This window comes from Paenibacillus dendritiformis, from assembly GCF_015845845.1.
GTDB classification, from domain to species: Bacteria; Bacillota; Bacilli; order Paenibacillales; family Paenibacillaceae; genus Paenibacillus_B; species Paenibacillus_B dendritiformis_C.
In genome coordinates, this window is record NZ_LDIG01000294.1 from 1 (window position 1) to 17,073 (window position 17,073).

General features: G+C 44.2%; 17 protein-coding genes. 16 read left to right on the plus strand and 1 reads right to left on the minus strand.

What is annotated here, in order from left to right:
- Nucleotides 1-549 precede the first annotated feature (549 nt).
- The 4 genes from ABD76_RS28310 (at nt 550) to ABD76_RS28325 (ending at nt 4,596) form a co-directional block, all read left to right on the plus strand.
- Entirely contained in the window at nt 550-807 is a 258-nt protein-coding gene (locus ABD76_RS28310) for a hypothetical protein (protein WP_197259128.1), read from the plus strand.
- Nucleotides 776-1,039, plus strand: coding sequence for a type II toxin-antitoxin system RelE family toxin (locus ABD76_RS28315; RefSeq protein WP_197259127.1), 264 nt, complete (start codon nt 776-778; stop codon nt 1,037-1,039). Before ABD76_RS28310 ends, ABD76_RS28315 begins: the two co-directional genes overlap by 32 nt.
- Nucleotides 1,040-1,243: 204 nt before the next feature.
- Complete coding sequence (locus ABD76_RS28320) at nt 1,244-2,122, plus strand: copper amine oxidase N-terminal domain-containing protein (protein ID WP_197260197.1); 879 nt, start codon at nt 1,244-1,246, stop codon at nt 2,120-2,122.
- 86 nt (nt 2,123-2,208) lie between these two features.
- Nucleotides 2,209-4,596 carry a CARDB domain-containing protein gene (locus tag ABD76_RS28325; RefSeq protein ID WP_242069861.1) on the plus strand — a complete coding sequence of 796 codons (2,388 nt, stop codon included), beginning with the start codon at nt 2,209-2,211 and terminating at the stop codon, nt 4,594-4,596.
- A 162-nt stretch (nt 4,597-4,758) separates the two neighbouring features.
- On the opposite strand, the gene ABD76_RS30100 is transcribed toward ABD76_RS28325, so the two are convergent.
- Complete coding sequence (locus ABD76_RS30100; protein ID WP_242069862.1) at nt 4,759-4,875, minus strand: putative holin-like toxin; 117 nt, start codon at nt 4,873-4,875, stop codon at nt 4,759-4,761.
- A gap of 154 nt (nt 4,876-5,029) precedes the next feature.
- Here ABD76_RS30100 and ABD76_RS28330 point away from each other — a divergent pair, with 154 nt between their 5' ends.
- From ABD76_RS28330 to ABD76_RS28385, 12 genes are all read left to right on the plus strand, one after another.
- Nucleotides 5,030-5,452 carry a prepilin peptidase gene (locus ABD76_RS28330; protein WP_197260198.1) on the plus strand — a complete coding sequence of 141 codons (423 nt, stop codon included), beginning with the start codon at nt 5,030-5,032 and terminating at the stop codon, nt 5,450-5,452.
- A 76-nt stretch (nt 5,453-5,528) separates the two neighbouring features.
- Complete coding sequence (locus ABD76_RS28335; RefSeq protein WP_197260199.1) at nt 5,529-5,882, plus strand: hypothetical protein; 354 nt, start codon at nt 5,529-5,531, stop codon at nt 5,880-5,882.
- Nucleotides 5,879-7,132 (plus strand): FtsZ/tubulin family protein, encoded by a 1,254-nt coding sequence (locus ABD76_RS28340; RefSeq protein ID WP_197260200.1) that lies wholly within the window; start codon nt 5,879-5,881, stop codon nt 7,130-7,132. Before ABD76_RS28335 ends, ABD76_RS28340 begins: the two co-directional genes overlap by 4 nt.
- Nucleotides 7,133-7,222: 90 nt before the next feature.
- Nucleotides 7,223-7,825, plus strand: a complete 603-nt coding sequence (locus ABD76_RS28345) for a hypothetical protein (RefSeq protein WP_197260201.1) — start codon at nt 7,223-7,225, stop codon at nt 7,823-7,825.
- Nucleotides 7,826-8,089: 264 nt separating this feature from the next.
- Nucleotides 8,090-9,097, plus strand: coding sequence for a hypothetical protein (locus tag ABD76_RS28350; RefSeq protein ID WP_197260202.1), 1,008 nt, complete (start codon nt 8,090-8,092; stop codon nt 9,095-9,097).
- A 29-nt stretch (nt 9,098-9,126) separates the two neighbouring features.
- Nucleotides 9,127-9,615, plus strand: coding sequence for a hypothetical protein (locus ABD76_RS28355; RefSeq protein WP_197260203.1), 489 nt, complete (start codon nt 9,127-9,129; stop codon nt 9,613-9,615).
- Between the two features lie 33 nt (nt 9,616-9,648).
- Nucleotides 9,649-11,121 (plus strand): type IV secretory system conjugative DNA transfer family protein, encoded by a 1,473-nt coding sequence (locus tag ABD76_RS28360; RefSeq protein WP_242069863.1) that lies wholly within the window; start codon nt 9,649-9,651, stop codon nt 11,119-11,121.
- A 71-nt stretch (nt 11,122-11,192) separates the two neighbouring features.
- A complete protein-coding gene (locus ABD76_RS28365) occupies nt 11,193-12,011 on the plus strand; it encodes a S1 RNA-binding domain-containing protein (RefSeq protein ID WP_242069864.1) in 819 nt (272 codons plus the stop codon).
- A 49-nt stretch (nt 12,012-12,060) separates the two neighbouring features.
- Nucleotides 12,061-12,732 (plus strand): hypothetical protein, encoded by a 672-nt coding sequence (locus ABD76_RS28370; RefSeq protein ID WP_197260206.1) that lies wholly within the window; start codon nt 12,061-12,063, stop codon nt 12,730-12,732.
- Nucleotides 12,733-12,851: 119 nt separating this feature from the next.
- Entirely contained in the window at nt 12,852-13,898 is a 1,047-nt protein-coding gene (recA, locus tag ABD76_RS28375; RefSeq protein WP_197260207.1) for a recombinase RecA, read from the plus strand.
- 586 nt (nt 13,899-14,484) lie between these two features.
- The gene (locus ABD76_RS28380) at nt 14,485-15,375 is read left to right on the plus strand and encodes a hypothetical protein (protein ID WP_197260208.1); all 891 of its coding nucleotides are present in this window, start codon (nt 14,485-14,487) and stop codon (nt 15,373-15,375) included.
- Nucleotides 15,376-16,115: 740 nt separating this feature from the next.
- Nucleotides 16,116-17,073, plus strand: a 958-nt coding sequence (locus tag ABD76_RS28385) for a pentapeptide repeat-containing protein (protein ID WP_242069865.1), incomplete at its 3' end; no start/stop codon positions are given.

Below are 17,073 nucleotides of genomic sequence, written 5' to 3' on the forward strand. Positions count from 1 at the left end.
AAACAGCAAGAACAAGACATAGCAAAAAGGAGCAACTAGAACGTTAAACAGATTCCACCTAGCGCGGAAACGAGTCGGCCCAGAGATGAATGGTTTAAGCGCTCTCGCACTTCCGTATTGGTGGGCTAATTATTGTGCTACTGACGCGGTTGTCGCCATCGTCGTAGCGATTAATCAGAATGCAAAGAAATAGACCGTCCCTAACGAAGGAATGCGGTCTATTTCGATCCACCTTTTGCACAGCCGACCGCTCTTTAAAGCGGTAAGTGTCCAGGGAGTCGTGTTGGAGCACGGCTCATTTTCTAGCATAAGCGAAAATATACCTCGACCAAACTGAAAAGTTCAAAGAATACGAATAAATGACTTGCATATTCCATATAGAAGGTATATAATGGAACTAATCCAGTGGCGAAGCTGTATCCAAAAATATGGAAATTAATTCCATATCAAAAAGTCCCTAAAATAGGGGCTATTTTTGATTAATGAGTTAAATGCATATGATACAATTAAGAAAAGCTTTGTGTTCATCAAATATTTGGAGGTATCTTCATGACGATTCGGAAAGAGGACTTGTATAACTTAGTTGATCGTCTTCAAGAGCAAGATCAAAATACGGCGTTTGACTTCCTGCAATTCCTGATTGATCGTTCTGAAAAAAAGGGTTTAGAATGGAAAGATATAGATTGTTTAGAACCGGATAATGAGCCGTTAAGTAAAGAAGAAGCCGAACAATTAAAGAGCGCTTCAGGTTTTTTATCGGGGGAGGACGCCAAAAATGAGTTCGGTTTACAAGTTGATCTACCATAAAGAGGCTTTGAAATTCATAGCTAAACAGGAAAAATCGATGCAAGAACGTATCGCTGAGGGATTAAAAGGTTTGCTAGTCGTTCCGCCAGTTGGAGATATTAGACCAATGAAAGGGAATTTTGGTTTATATCGCTTGAGGATAGGTACGTACAGGGTTATTTTTGAGATAGATCATGATGAGAAAATAATTTTTGTACGTGCTGTTGGTTCGCGCGGGGATATTTATAAATGAAGTATTAAGTTTCTCAACTCCACTGGCATATGCTGGTGGAGTTTTCGTATTTTATAGAGATCCAAAAGCGAGGAGGGAGAAATGATTGAAACCAATTGAGAGAAAATAGTTGTTGGATTATAATGGGAATTATGTTGTGCGTCGGATTTTGAGAATATAACAAGGGTATGTGTATACCCGTAAATATGAAATGGAGATGATCATATGATTCTGAGAAAAAGAGTAGCTTTAATTTTGATGAGCATTCTCATGGTATTTGGTTTTTCTGTTTCCTCTGTATCAGCTGCAAAAATCAACGTTACTGTTCAAGTTGACGGGAAGACGGTAAAGTTCCCAGACGAGAAGCCGTATTTTGAGAACAATCGGGTGCTGATCCCAATCCGTTTTGTAAGTGAGGCGTTGGGGGCCAAGGTTGATTATAAAAAGGAAACAATCGGCAGCCGGATAGATCGGGTAGTTTACGTCGAGCTTAACGGCAAGATGATTCGCATGCCAGTTAATTCCGATACCGTATTGGTTGGAGACACAATCGTTAAATTGGATGTACCAGCTCGGCTTCAAGGCTCCCGGGTGTTTGTACCACTTCGCTTTGTCAGTGAAGCACTCGGTGCAACGGTTAATTGGAATCAAAGCAAGAAGCTGGTGAGCATTAGTACTGGGAAAGAAGTGACCGCTCCTGATCCGGTGCCGAGCGACGATAATATGTACAGCACAGATTTTCAGTGGAAGGACGGATACACGGATCTGGCTAAGGAACTGTTCATAGACAATATGAAGGTGTCCAACGGAAAGTTGACTTTTACAATGCCTGAAGGAGCAAGTGGGAGTTACGGAAATACAAAATTTATTGCTGGAAAAACGTATACTCTTGAGATTGGTGAAGGGAGATTTTATATCTCATTTGCAAAAGTTTATCCAGGTCGAGATGAGCAGGAAGGATATACTGTAGCTTTAGATAGTAGGGGAAATGAGGATTTGGAGGCGTTGTTTGGTAGCATCAACGATGCTATTGTAATTGTTAGCAGTAACGGTTCTGCAGCTCCATTGTCTGAAGTTCAGAAATTGGCTCAGGAAATCAAATAAGAAGCCTTTTAGTCCTATATGAAATATAAGGGTCTGCGAATGTTCGCGGGCTCTTTTTATTATTTATTTCTGGTGGTGGGCAAGAAATGAAGAAGATAAGCTCGATATTTTTAATGTTATTCGCGCTACTAGCTACTATTGCAACTGCTGCAGGAATTCCAATGTTACAGAGGTATGTGAAGGACCTTGATCCGTGGGAATACGGCAAGACAGGTGAACATTTTATTGGCTATATTCCTGCATTGGGGGATAAAGTTTCGGATAACCCGTGGAAGCTATATCAGTGGAAAGGTATTTTCACCTTTTCAGATGGTCAAACCAACGTGATTGAAAATTACGATGTGTTTGCTGTAAAAGAAAAGCCAGGAGATCCTGAATTTTCAGACAAAAACGGATTTGGCCTGACGTATAAGAGCAAAGAAGCAGTTGGAGAGTTATTTGATGCCGTATGGTCAAACTGTCCGACTAATGTTTCACAAGAACAGAAACAGTATTTTCGAGATGCCTTCGTGGTACGTGGAACTGATTATGGTAAGGAGCACGAGTATTACTATAAGCTACAAGATTTTTATGAATTTCTTCGCACAGCAGGTATCGTGAGTCGTATGGGCGTTCAATTCGACCACACCGATAAAAAGGGTTCGGAAGGACATGCCTATTTCAACGTGAGTGCATGGCCCACACTGAAAGTAACACAAGGAGATGCACTAAATATCAGTTTTACTGCCTCAGGCTATTCCCAGCGTAACATTCGGCTTATTGCGGCTCCAAAAGGAGCATTTCCGGATTTAAGCAAAGTTGTTAGTCTGACTGATGGAAAATTGATAAATACTTCAGAAGAGCAGTATACGGGTTCTATTAAGATTAATGCTAAAAATATTTCCAGAGTTCTTGGAACAGACGTCGATATCATTATTGACGATGGATATGGACGCACTGCAATTGAGAGCGTCAAACTACCCGATGCACAGCCGATGGACTATGTTCCCACCAAACTGACGCTGACCGAAGGTGGGCAGTTATGGGTTAAATTCCGGTATGACGGTGAGGATATCATAACCAGTGATTACGTAAACGAGCGTGGCATGCCCATGACGGCGACGGTGAAGGTGGGAGGAGCGGTTACCGCTGAATTTTCGCTTCCGTCCATGAACGATAAATTGCCTGCAACGCTCAAAAATGGGCAGGAATTTAATTATATGCTAGGTAAAATCGAAATCAGCGATTCACCCGGAAAATATTATATTAAGGTTGATGCAACAATAAATAATCCGAACCATCCAGATCGAGCGTTAGAATCACCTTCTGAAGCATATAAAAACAACACGATTCATGGTGAATGGTTGATTGAGCGTAAAGCGCCAGAGAATGACCTGATCGCACAATCCATTACCGCCAGCCCATCTGCGCTAAACAAAGGCCAGTCCTCTACCGTGACGGCAAAGGTGAAAAACGTGGGGGCAACAGATGTGTCAAATGTTTTGATTCGCTTTGTACAAGATGGAAAGAAAACGATCTATGAAACAAGAAAAACCATGCCAGCCAATACTCCGATTACCGTTGGCGGCTTCAAATGGACAGGAGATACAGGGATTCACACTTTAAGCGTTCATGTTGATCCGGAACAAGAGAAGCCGGATAAGGACCGATCTAATAACGTGGCAACTACAGGCTGCTCCGTAACAAGTACAGGTGGTGACGCTTATTGTGATACAACAAGACCCCAAGCCAATTGGGATGTAACCTATCCATTGATAATCGGTTATCCAACCAAAACACGAACGGTTACATGGACAGATTCTGATGGAAAAACTCATACCTCAACAGAATCTTATACTGATTATAGCGATCCTATCTGGGAATATCGAACGGTAACGTACAATGAGAAATTGACGGTATCGGCTAAGCTGGATACAAAACAAGGGATTCCTACGGATCCGGATAATCCAAAGGATGAAGACCGGGAGAGTCGTGGATCGTGGGAGATTATCCCTTGGGCAAAGGAAAAAGGCTTAAACCCGAATGAGGTTACACGAGCTGGTTACGGTGTCGAAATCAAAGTATCCACGAAGTATACAACGGATTGGGAAACCAAGGTTCCGAAAGGGCTTGAGGGAACCGCTAAACCTATTGGTGGGCCAGAGCTTAAGGGGCCAACGGAGGTTCGGGTGTATATTTGGGATTCCAGGGGCGACTACGTAACAAGCATAGGTTTGGTCAAAACAGGTGGAGATGACAAAACAGCAACTTGGGAACTGCCGGAAGAACATTTCAAATCGAAATTTTTGGACATTTACGAACGCAAATTTTATACTGATATCCATGCACCTGACGGGGAATACACGTTTAAAATCGTTGCCATGCACGCAGGACAGAATGATTTATCATCTTGTTTCACTAAGAAAATAACCATCTATGGAAGTATGTATGATGATTGGCAAACGAAACGGGATACATCCGAATGGTTTAATTAAGTAGGAAGGGTTGCATGCATAAAAGCATCAGCATATAATAAAGATAGATAAGGAGTCGTGCTGGATACACGACTCCTTGGCACAATAGCCGCCTTTCCGGGCGGACGGCTTTAGCGAAAGGAATTTATAAAAATAGACCGCTTACCTTTGCCGGGGGGCGGCCTATTTTTTGTTTTGATTAATCGCTACGACGATGGCCACAACCAGCGTCAATAGCGCGATAAGCAGCGCACCGAAACTGATCATGATCGTCAAAGCGTCTTTAATCGCCACAGGCATCACCTCCCTTCCGGAAGATGCGCCGACCGCCCATATAAGCCCTTCTATCGTGCCGAGATTAATTATAGCATATTTTGTAAGCCTGTAATACTCGTTAACAGAGTGTTGCAGGCTTTTTTTGGTTTGTACAAAAAGTAGATGGGTGGGAGAGTATATGGGGAACTTTATGTTATGGGGTCCATTGTTTATTATTTTGGGAATAGCCACCTATACAGATTTAAAATGGCGGATTATTCCGGATAAGTTGGTATTGGCCGGATTGATCTATTTCCTGTTGTTGAGGATGTTCTATGCTGACCAATCCTATATCTACTATTTGCTTGGGATCGCAACAGGAGCTGGACTACTATACATTATGGCCTTGATTGTAAGGGAATCATTTGGCGGCGGTGACATTAAGCTGATGGCTGTAGTCGGTGTAGCTTTAGGCTGGCAATTGGCATTCATTTTTTTGATATTTGTGTTGGTCGGGGCATTCCTGTACGCCTTACTATTTATCAGACGGAGTAAGGGGATAAAGATGCCCTTAGCTCCGTTTTTTCTAGTGTCTGCTGTGTTTCTCCATGTACCAATTTAAAAGATTGAATGATTTTAGCCTCTACCGTAAATGGTGAGGCTTTTTTTGTTTTCAAAGGATGAAGGGAGGGAAAGCCTTGGGCATGACAAGAGAATCTATTCTAAATGATCTTCTGTCTGCGGCAATGGAACATGAGAATATGTTATGGGTTTTGGCGGCGCTTAAATTAGCAGGTAAGCCGGTACAGAAGGAGCAGCTTAAAACGGTGACCAATATGCTCTATAAGAAGGTCAATCCGAATGCTGAACAAGTACCTATTCGTTCTCGTCATTTGTTAGATGAAGTCGCAGCTATGTTAGAAGGAGCGGCGCTTGTGCACGTTACCGAAGTGGCAAAGTCCAAGCGATATACCGTATCCCGACTTGGTGAAGAACTGCTTGAGTTCAGGCAAGAACAAATGAGGAGAAAACACAAGGAGGGAAGGAAATGAAAATCAGTTTGAAATATGGTTTTTTGGGGCTAGGAATGGGCGGAACATCAATTGCACATTCATGTGTGGGAATCAAGTTATCTGCGAAGCACAGCCAACGACCGTATACGGCGCTGCTCATTAACAGCAACGAGATGGACTTAAGGAAATTGCCGGATTATCCGAATGTCAAAAAAATCACGTTGGCCGGATATGAGCGTGGAGTAGGAAGAGATATTCAATTAGGACAGGAAGCTTTTAATGTTCACAAAACAGCTATTGCAGAAACGATTCAGAACTACTTTAGCGACCGGGATTATATCTTTATCTGCTGTGGCTTAGGCGGCGGCACGGGAACTGGAGCTATCATCGAGGCGATCCGCATGCTACATACCATAGGCTTTGCGGGACGCTTTGGCCTGCTGCTCACCTTGCCGCGCAAAAACGAAGGTCGAAAGGTGATCGACAACGCATTGCAGCGCCTGCAAGTAATTAAGAGGGCGATGCAGGGGTTGGGAGCTATCGTAGTGGTGGACAATGAAAAGCTGTTTCAAACTGGCCTAAATCAGAACCAAAGTGTGGAGGACTTCATGAAAGCGTGCAATCGCCACGTAGCTAGGCTGCTTCATGATCTGAACACGGTGACGGCCAGTTATAAACCATATGGTAGCTACCACTTTGATGCATCGGAATGGCTAAATATGCTAAAAACGAGTGGATGCTTGCATATCGGGAAGTGTGTATTGCCTGCTCAGATAGTTGACCTTGCATCTCCAGTGACGTACATGGAAGCAATTAAGCAGAGTGTGCTTAACGGTGAATTGTCTACCGGTTATGATCTTCAGGATGCAACTAGTAGCGCCGTGAGTATCGTGGCTGATAATTTAACTGCAAAGCGGTTGTTTACTCACGCCTTTGTTGAGAAAATTCAATCGTTCCTGCATGAGAGCACGCCGATTCTGGACGAAAGTCCGGTCGCTACCTACGTGGGAGATCAGCCGGGGCAAGTCACGGTATACACTGTCTTTGCAGGACTGAACTTTCCGGACAGCGTGACGAAGTTGACGGAAGAGCTTGCAGAATTGGAGCGTAGAGTGGAAGAGCGGAGCCAGAAGACGGATACCATCGCTGTAGCACTTTCCGGATTCAAGTCCCAAGTAAAAAAAGAATCAGTCGATCTGGAAGCTTTGCTGGCAGATGATGAACCAGCTCCAGCCAAGGAAGAGGGCCTGCCCAAAGACCCTTTTGATTTTCTGAATCAGTTGAACTGATTCGCTTCATATGAAGTGCAGCACTTAACAAAAGACGTTCTGCCGCACTTAGAATTCATAAAAAGTTACTGAAAAAAAGGAGTGAAGTAAATGTCAATTATGTCTCAAAATGAGGAAGTGGAGAAGTTAGAACAACTGTATCGAAACTCCGTGATGATGTCTCAAAAGATTGGAGAGCTAGTATCGGAGAGGCTGCACATGCTCCCGGAAAGGGAAAGCCTGAATCCCGATCCAGTCGTCTATCCGCCGTGCATATTTAGGCAGTATGAGATCGAAGGATTTCCGGTATATCAATTATCCTATGAAGGCATGCTGCCTCTCTACAGCAAAGAAAATAAATTCTGCACGAAATTAAGGGATTATTATATTCGTTCCACAATGGAAGCCATCATGGGAAAAGAGATTGGTTGTCTTGAACATGGATTTATTTATATCTGTCACTTTTTTGGAAACTTGGTCATTCGGGATTTGGACAATCGTAACCGTAGACTTCTTATTAATGCAGTAAGATACGCCGGATTTATTAGGGATGACTCGTGGAAAGAAATTGAAATTATGGAATCTGGTTATCTGGACGTGAGGCAAAAAAATCATGTCCAGGTTTTTATAACAAATCCAAAAAATACAGTAAAACTCATTGAAAGAGTGAAGAAAAATTACCGGGATGGCCATGATTTTTCGGGTTCAATTTAACCTGAATATCCCCCCTCCTGATTTTAACCCGTTTTTTTATCTGAAAAATACCGTAAATTTCTTTTGGGAAAAGGGATTTCAGGTTTGCTTGATCAGGTGTTAGAGCGAAAAGGTGTGAAGAGGCTACCGCGAAACGCAGTTGAGCGTTAGACTCTGAACACCCCTTATACCACTCAGCCATCTTCCGAAGAAGGGAGGCCCAATGATTGCTTAGACCGACAAAGCGCAACCTTATAAATTTCCAGTTAAAAAGGGGGATGATGAATGCCGCGGAAACGAGAATGGACAGAACGTGATCTATCAATTTTGCAGGAACTGTATGAATTGCGAGAAATGACGAAATCACAAATTACAACGAAGCATTTTGAAGGCAACGTGAAATATGCGAACAAACGGCTGTACATTATGAAAAAGGAAGGACTCATTGTATCGCAAGTACATGGAATGAGGAAAGAAGGCAAAACGGTGGTAGCGGCCTATGTGAGATTGACCGAGCAAGGGATGGGCTTGCTAATCAAGACAGGGCGATTGGATAAGAAAAGCTACCGAGCAAGGGATTTGGGGCTTTCATTGCATCAGCGGGAGTATATTACCGACGCGAACGAGCTTCATGTGCGAATACCGGAAGGCGATTTTATGGACTCACGCGCAATTAAGCGAAAACACCAACTAAACCGTGGGAATTTAACAGTCGGCGGCTTCGCCACGCAGCAAGGAGATTATATGATCTACATCTTACGTCCGGATGCCTTGGAGAGAACCTTGGTGAAGATTATCGCCGAGATCAAGAGTCCTAAGAAAGTAAAGGGCTATCTGGTTTACTACAAAAGCCCGTCCGTTAAAAGCGCTTTTGAATCCATCATTGAAAAAATGGTCTTGGTAACGGGCGGTATTCCAGTGCACCTGCTGCCTTTTGATGAGTTGGGTATTCGTATCACGCGCGACTACATCCTTTCAAACACGTTTTTAAAGCTACAGAAGTTGTTTGAACCTTATGGGGAGCTGTCACCTGTCCGAGGACCGAGCAAATACGGCTTCTTGTACGGCCTTCGTCAAGAGCCGGGAAAACGAGGGCCATATGTAATTGAACTGCTTACTGGTGACATCATGATTTTAAAACGATGTTTAAGGAACTACAACTTAGAAGCAAGTCAAAGGGAGGGACGGAGAATCCTTCTTTTTTGTTTTGCAGAAGAAGTGCAGAGCTACAAAAAGGAGTTATCAAGTGCGGCATATGTGGATATTGTGGGTATCCCTAGAGAATCGATTTAAAAGCATTTTTTTGAAGGGGGGGCTTAAGCATGACACGTTTCATCTGGCTTTTGCTCACTCTTAGCGGGTGGGTTTTTTTGTATTGGCGCCTTCCAAACGGGCCGTTACTGTGGGTATGGGTGCCTAGCGTCATCAGTTTGTTCATTTACATGTACGGGTGGACATTGGAACGGGAAAACAAGCTGATCTACTTTTTCGCCTGTTTGTTGTGGGCAGGAATAGGTTTGAGTTTAAAGGCAAAAGAAGCCGTTGCTACCGAGTCATCCTTTCCTATTTCAATTTCGGGAACCGCCCATGCAGTCTTTATTGTTTCACTTATTATTTCGACTTTCCTTACTTTTGCCAATTACCGAGCCGAGCATAACTTGAAAAATCGCCGTGGAAATGTGAGCAAGCAGCAGCTCGTTCATGTCAAACCTACGGCGGCTGATCGATGGAACAGCTTTAAAGGTCTGTTTGTTCGAACAAAAACGGAAATTGTTCTAAATCTGGGCGAGGAAATTCCCATGAAGGACTGAGGTGAGAGCATGATTCAATGGGGGGGTAGCGATATGTTCACACATATGCTGGTCGTCGGCCCTACGCGCTGCGGGAAAACGGCGACTTTACTCAAGCCGATGATTTATCAGCTTCTTCTCCTGAAGAAGAAGGGGATTCCACTCGGCTTATCGGTTGTTGAACCAAAAGGTGATGTTGCAGCAATGGTCAATGAAATGTGTGGTGAGATGGACATGCCGTGCGTCCACATTGACCCAACATCAGAGCAAAGCGCCCGGTTTCCGGTGATGAAGGGTGATGAAGACGATGTGGCCGAAGCGACCGTGACCGTGTTGAAATCCATGTTCGGGAAACAGGAGGCATTTTTCGCTACGGTACAGGAGCTTGCCGGACGAAACATTACTAAGCTTTTAAAACGGCTTTACTTGGATGATGTGAACCTGGGCGATGTACTTCGCACAATGCGAGATCAGCGGCTCTTGGAAGACAAGGTGCAGGAACTGCGTTTCAAGGAAGGCGAATCGGATTTAGTGCAGTTCTTTCAATCCGAGCTACTGGGTGCTCAAAAAGAGAAGTACCAGCAGTTTGTCATCGGTCTTCGTGCGCAGCTTGAGAACCTGACTTCTAACCGTCATCTGGAGCCGATCTTAACGGGGCAATCCGATTTTGATATGGATCGGCACTTTGCAGAAGGCGGGATTTTGGCAGTTAATACGGCCATGGGGAAATTACGTAAGGCCGGTGATGCGTTTGGCCAGTTTGTCGTTATGCACTTACAGAGTGGAACATTCCGCAGGCCAGGGACGGAGCGTACGCGCATCCCGCATTTTATGATCGTGGACGAATACTCCCGGTATATTAACCCGGACGTGGAGCTATTTTTATCCATTGCCGCTGAATACAAAACGGCGGGGATCTTTGCAATCCAGTCGTTAGGTCAACTTGAAGTCGAATCCGGGAAAATCAATGCCAAGGCGATGAAGCAATCCATTATGACGAGCTGCCGAAACAAAATTGCTTTTGGTGGTTTATCTTTTCAAGATGCTCTTGAATTTAGCCGGGAGTTTGGAAAAAAGCAGATCATCAGCAGACAAAGCACGTTTAAACAGCAATTGTTATTGCCCAATCTATTGCCGGAAAACTATCGTGATACGGAAATAGAAGAGGATCGCATTTTCTATACTCAGTTGATGGATGGTTTGCCAAAGTTTCATTATGTGGCGAAGTTGCTGGAGGATGGAACACCGCTGCCGCCGAAAATTGGCAAAGGTTCATTCGTTCCTCGGAACTGGAAAGAGCAGAGGGAATGGGATACAAAGCGGTTATGGTGGAAAGGTTTCAAATGCGTATTTAAAGGCAAGGAGTTACAACCCGATCAGGAGCCGGTTGCACGAACCGGTGAAGAAATGCCTGCATCACGATTGAGATTTGTAACAGAACCCTCCCCAGCCCAGCCAGAGGATAATTTTGAAAAAGTACCTGACATTGATCCATATACAGAAGAGGAAGAAGATCCATTTGAGTAAGGCCCTCACCGCTAACAGCGATGAGGCTTTTTTTCATATAACCAAAAAACAAATTTATGGAGGTTAAGAACATGAGTGAAGAATTGAAAAGAGTTTTGATTGAAGGTTTTCAGGAAGAAAAGGTACTGCATCGGGAATACGATGAGGGCTGGGCACAGATTTATAGCGCTCGGCAAAATGATCTGATTTTACAGTCCGAGTTGATTGGTCTTGAGCCAAAACTCAATAAATTATGTGGTGTAGTAATGGTTGGAGGCGTCCGAGGTTATATCCCACAGGAGTTTTCTGGAACAACGGATGCGCATGCGTTCCGCCGCTTGTTAGGCGAGCCGGTTGCCTTCAAAATCGTGAACTATGACCGCGAGGGGGATACATTTATTGCTTCACGCCAGGCGGCCCTGGAACACATGGAGGGTCTCACGTGGAAATGGCTGGAGCCAGATGCTGTCATCACAGGGGTTGTTCGTACCGTATTGCCTAAGTTATTAACGCTAGATATTGGCGGGATTACTGTGGAACTGCCTGTACAGGAGTATAGCTATGGCTGGATAGATGATCTCCGGGAAGAAGTAAACATTGGCGATCACTTGAAAGTGAAGGTCGTGGAGCTGGATAAAGAAAACAAGGTCGTGAAAGTAAGCAAAAAAGCGGCTGAAAAAAGCCCGTGGCCGGATTGCACGAAGCGTTATATTGCGAAAGGAACTTATAAGGGCAAAGTATCCGGTGTAATGGAATACGGAATCTTTGTTAACTTGGAGCGGGGCGTTGATGCTCTTGTACCGCACATTAGATTTGGCAAAGTAAAACGTGGGGATATCGTTTATGTTCGCGTCCGTGGAGTCGATCCAAAACAAGAGCGCATATACGGAAGAATCGTACCTCGGAGATGATGGGGGCATTTTTGCCCCTTTTCATTTCCAGAAAAGGAGTGACGAAAGCATGAAAGTATCGCCATTTTCCATGACCCATGAATGGCAATTCAAACCCACCTTCTTACCGGAAGGGACAGCGCCCGGCTATGCTCCACTGCGGGCAGCTACAGAAGCAGAAGGGCTAAAGTCGATAGGACTTATTGGCTGCATCGGAAGTGTACAAATGGGCCGTTTATTCCAATGGAAACGACATCAGATTCGGCGAATGCTGGCTGAAAAGAAACTGATTCAACATCTACTTCTCAAAAATAAAAACACAATCCCCATCTACACAATCGGTCCCCGAGCAGCACAACTCCTTAACCTGGAATGGACACATGAGTTTTGGAGAACTTGGACCATTGAACAGATCCTCTCTAAGTTAGTTTTCTTTCAGTTTTGCTGTGCCATGCGAGATAAACAAAAAGCCTTTCAAATAAATTTAGCTCCTTTTCCTTTTACGGGGAGGGTTGAGATAGGAAAGGATTCTCGTAATATACTCGTTATTCGAGGAGAAACAGATCATTTGGTTCCTTTGTTACGTCATTCTTCGCATCCTATGATAGTTATTGCAGAATCGTTAATTCAGGTTAAGCCTCTGAATAATATTTTAAAAAATGCAAAACTTCTTTTGGACATTGATTTAAAGCAGGACTATCGGTTTTATAGACAAGTTGAGGGGGAATGGGGGTATAAGTAAATAGGCTTAGGAATAATTCCCTATATTATATTGAAATAAGAACGTATGTGTGGTACTTTATTCATGTAGGAACATATATTCTCATCCTCATAGAAGCTCGTAGAAGGAGGCTCTTGAACATGGGAAATGAAAAAAACCGGAAAACACTGCTGGAAAAAGTGGTACTAGAAATCGAGAAGTCTTTTGGAAAAGGAGCTATTATGAAACTGGGAGAAGATGTTGATGTTCAGTTTGAAACCGTTCCCAGCGGGAACTTGGCTCTTGATATGGCTTTAGGAGTTGGAGGATTTCCCCGTGGGAGAATCATTGAGATATATGGATCAGAATCTTCCGGTAAGACGACGGTTGCGCTTCACGCGATTGCTGAAGTGCAGAAGGTTGGCGGACAAGCTGCTTTTATCGATGCAGAACATGCGCTCGATCCTACATATGCTAAAAATTTGGGCGTTAATATAAATGAATTACTGATATCCCAGCCTGATAATGCAGAGCAAGCGCTTGAAATTGCGGATGCTTTAGTTCGTACCGGAGCGGTTGATGTTCTGGTTATTGACTCAGTGGCTGCTCTCGTCCCCAAAGCAGAGATTGAAGGAGAAATGGGAGATTCCCATGTGGGGTTGCAAGCCCGGCTTATGTCTCAAGCCATGAGAAAATTATCTGGATCGCTTAGTAAATCTAAGACGATAGGGATTTTTATCAATCAGATTCGGGAAAAGATTGGAGTTACTTTTGGGAGTCCGGAAGTGACTCCCGGTGGCCGTGCATTGAAATTTTATTCAACGATTCGTCTGGATGTTCGCCGTTTGAAGAAAATTATGTTGGGCAATGATATGATCGGGAGCCGGACACGAATCAAGGTGGTCAAAAATAAAGTTGCATCACCATTTAAAGAAGTGGAAGTAGACATCATGTTTGGGGAAGGAATTTCAAAGGAAGGTAGCATTATTGATCTTGGAGTTGAGCTAGGTGTTATTGAAAAAAATGGACCTTGGTATTCTTTTGATGGCGAAAGAATAGGTCAAGGACGTGATAATGCGAAGCAGTATTTAAAAGAGCATTTAACCATTGCAAAACAGATTGAAAGAAAAATTCGAGAATCTAATCTTCAGTTAAAAACCAGTTTGCCAGAGGAAGTTTCGTCTTCATTTAATGAGGTAGCGGGATAAATAATGATGTGCTTGTTAATTTTAGGAACATATGATTGCTTCTAGGGAAGCCCTATGTTATAATATTCCTGAAATCGTCTTAACCTCTACACTCCCAAATGGCTGGAGACAAGAGTTTTGCCCGCCACTTCGGTTTTGATTTTCGCAAAGCTAAAGTAGGGCGTTTGTACCGAAAGGACAAGCCAATGCAGTACCTCTTCCTGCAAGCTTCTGCCCGATGAGGACAGAAAGCGAGGTAAAAGCAGGACAAAAGGCAAATGGCCGCTATCCCGAAACTTCCGTTTGCCGGAGACAAGGGACGAAGAGTACCGAAAGGCTCTGATAAAAGCAGTACCGCGAACACGTATGTGTCTTGAAAATTGAATGATGTGTTTTAAAAGCCGATTCTTGCATGGATTATTTCATGTAGGAGTCGGCTTTTTTGCTTTTATAAAAAATAGAAGAATGAGTTAGCTGCTTAAAAACAGATGAAAAATAATTAAACGTTTCTTTTTCCTAGTTTAGGAAAGTAGAGACGTTTTTTTAATTTACCTTCTGTGCAGGTATAAACAGCACAGGACGTCTTTAAGGCGTTGGAGGTTAAAAAATGGAATTATCACTCATGGAAAAGGTAATCGTACAAGGTGATTTATCTACGTTAAAACCAGAAGAACGATTGATCTATTACACCAAGGTTTGTGAAAGTTTGGGACTCAATCCCTTGACTAAACCTTTTGACTATTTAAGATTGGATGGCAAACTTGTTCTTTATGCCAAGCGAGATGCCACGGATCAACTGCGCAAACTTCAATCCATCAGTATTACAATCGTTAATCGTGAGCGAATCGGTGATGTCTACTGTGTCACTGCTCGCGGAACAACACCGGATGGTCGGATAGATGAATCTATTGGCGCAGTCTCCTTGACTAAAGAGGAAAAAATTTGGGATGAAATGAGGCAGCGCAAAGTACCCACGGGAAAGATCCTCCCATTAACCGCAGACGAAATGGCAAACGCCTTGATGCGTGCCGAAACTAAAGCGAAGCGGCGTGTTACTTTATCGCTTGCCGGACTTGGGATGATGGATGAGAGCGAAATTGAAACTGTGCACAATGCTGAACGAATTGAGATCAATAATGAAGGCATGTTACCTACGGCTTCATCCAATAAGCCAAAGGGAAAAACAGCAAAAGATGAGAAAAAGAATGAACCCACAACCGCGGAAGAAAAGAAATCATCTCCATCACCAGCTACATCAGGTGAGGTGTATAGGATACTGGATTTTGCCACGGGTACATCTCCAGGGGGAATTACTTTTGCAAAAATGAAGGTCGAAAATCTGACTACTGGTGAACAGGAAGTCGTCATTGCAAGAACACCAGAAGCGCTTGAACAGGTGAGATCCATTGAAAACGGTATGCGTTTTGAATTAAACATGGAAATCGAAAACGGGTTTAAAATTGTAAAATCCGTACGGATAGTGAGTGATGCAGCATGATTGCCTTTACAGATGGGAAGTCACTGATTTGCTCCATACCGTCAACCTCACAAAACGGAGTCTATCTGGTCCGAGTTGAACCGATGAACAATGACCTTATAGTGGCCCATGATTGCCCGGCTTGCCATTATGGAAGGGCTTGTAAGCATGTAGATCAAGCTGTCAGTGCCTATGAAAGATGGCAGTGGTGGGAACCTAAGAAGCGGGTGCATACGGTCACTCGTAAGATCATCCTCTCACCGGATTGGGAGCAGGTTCAGCTTCCTCCCAGCCCTGAAGAACGGATTCGGGCCGTGATAGAGCATGCTTCCTGACATTGTTAATGTAGCGCAAGAGCATGGTCTTTTCATTAATAGAAAAACGATAAACCATAAAGAAGTTCTATGCAAATGTCCATTCTGTCAAGAAGATTCCAAGCCTCGGAAAAAGCGGAAATACTATCTTTCGCTCAATAGCCAGGACCACGTGTTTAAATGCTGGTTCTGTGGTGAGAGCGGAGGTGTTCTTCGCTTTATCTCCCTTTTAGAGGGAGTTCCCGAGGAACAGGTAAAGAAACGATATCGAAAACGGAAAATTGTCCATCCAGCGGAACGGCTTAGCCGGAATCAGCGCAAATGGCTTCAAGAGTTTATAGGTAGTAGTGGAGTACGCGAGCCGGATTGGAAGCTAATGCGTAAGCGCAGCAGCAAGCCCAGGCCGTCTTGAAGCAGGCGTGGTTTCTGATCCGTAGAGATTGGGCATTGAAGTTCAAGGCGGTACAAGAGCAACGGATAAAGGCCTGTGTCGAAGATTTTCGGGGGTATTGCCGGGATATTCGGCACGAGCAGATTCAAGGAAGAAAAGGAAAGATCGGTTATATCACATACTCCATGCTGCGTACCACATGGCTGGAGGAGCGACCTGCTTATCTTGTAGAGGCTTCGGATGCTCTATGGATGCTTGATCCTGAGCCGATCCGATTTGAATGGGATACAGGCTGGTCCTATGCCTATTGGGCCGATTTGCAGCAGCAATTGCGAAGGGAGGCAGAGAAGCAGTATGTGTCCCTATCAGAGCTTGAATGGGAGCATGCCATGCTGGAGGCGGCAGAACATGTTCATGCACTTATTGTAAATATGATGCGCCTAGCGATGAAACAGGCCGTGTGCTTGCCGGAGTTTCAAGAGCTGGAGCGGGAAGAGATGTTCGAGATTCGTGTGGGAGAATACATGGATCACAGCGTATCGGTGTATCGCGAGGATCGCAGAGCCATGGAGGCAAGTGAGATTCGGTCATGGCTGGAGGAAAAAGAAGAATATGCGTACAGCTATCAAGCGTTGACCCAAGTTCAACTGTCAGATGGAGATTACAGCCTGCTGGATTTTCGCTATACGGCTTTTCGGCAGATTGAGATGGAGCGCAGTCGCTTGCATGGCTGTGTTTTAGTAGGAACGGTATGGCAGGAAAGCCAGTTGAATGGAATCGACTTGACCTACAGCTTGCTTTATGGAGCCGATTTTAGCGGATGCTCGATGAAAGGGGCGATATTCGATGCTGTTATGGGTAACGCCGGATACGGACCAGGCGCTTCTTTAGATTGGGAGCCACTGGGTTTTGTTGGCGTGGATTTCACAGGGGCGAGCTTGCAGGAGGCCCGTTTTAAAGATGCACAGCTGCGCGGAGCCGTATTTCAAAACGCGTTACTGCATCGAGCGACTT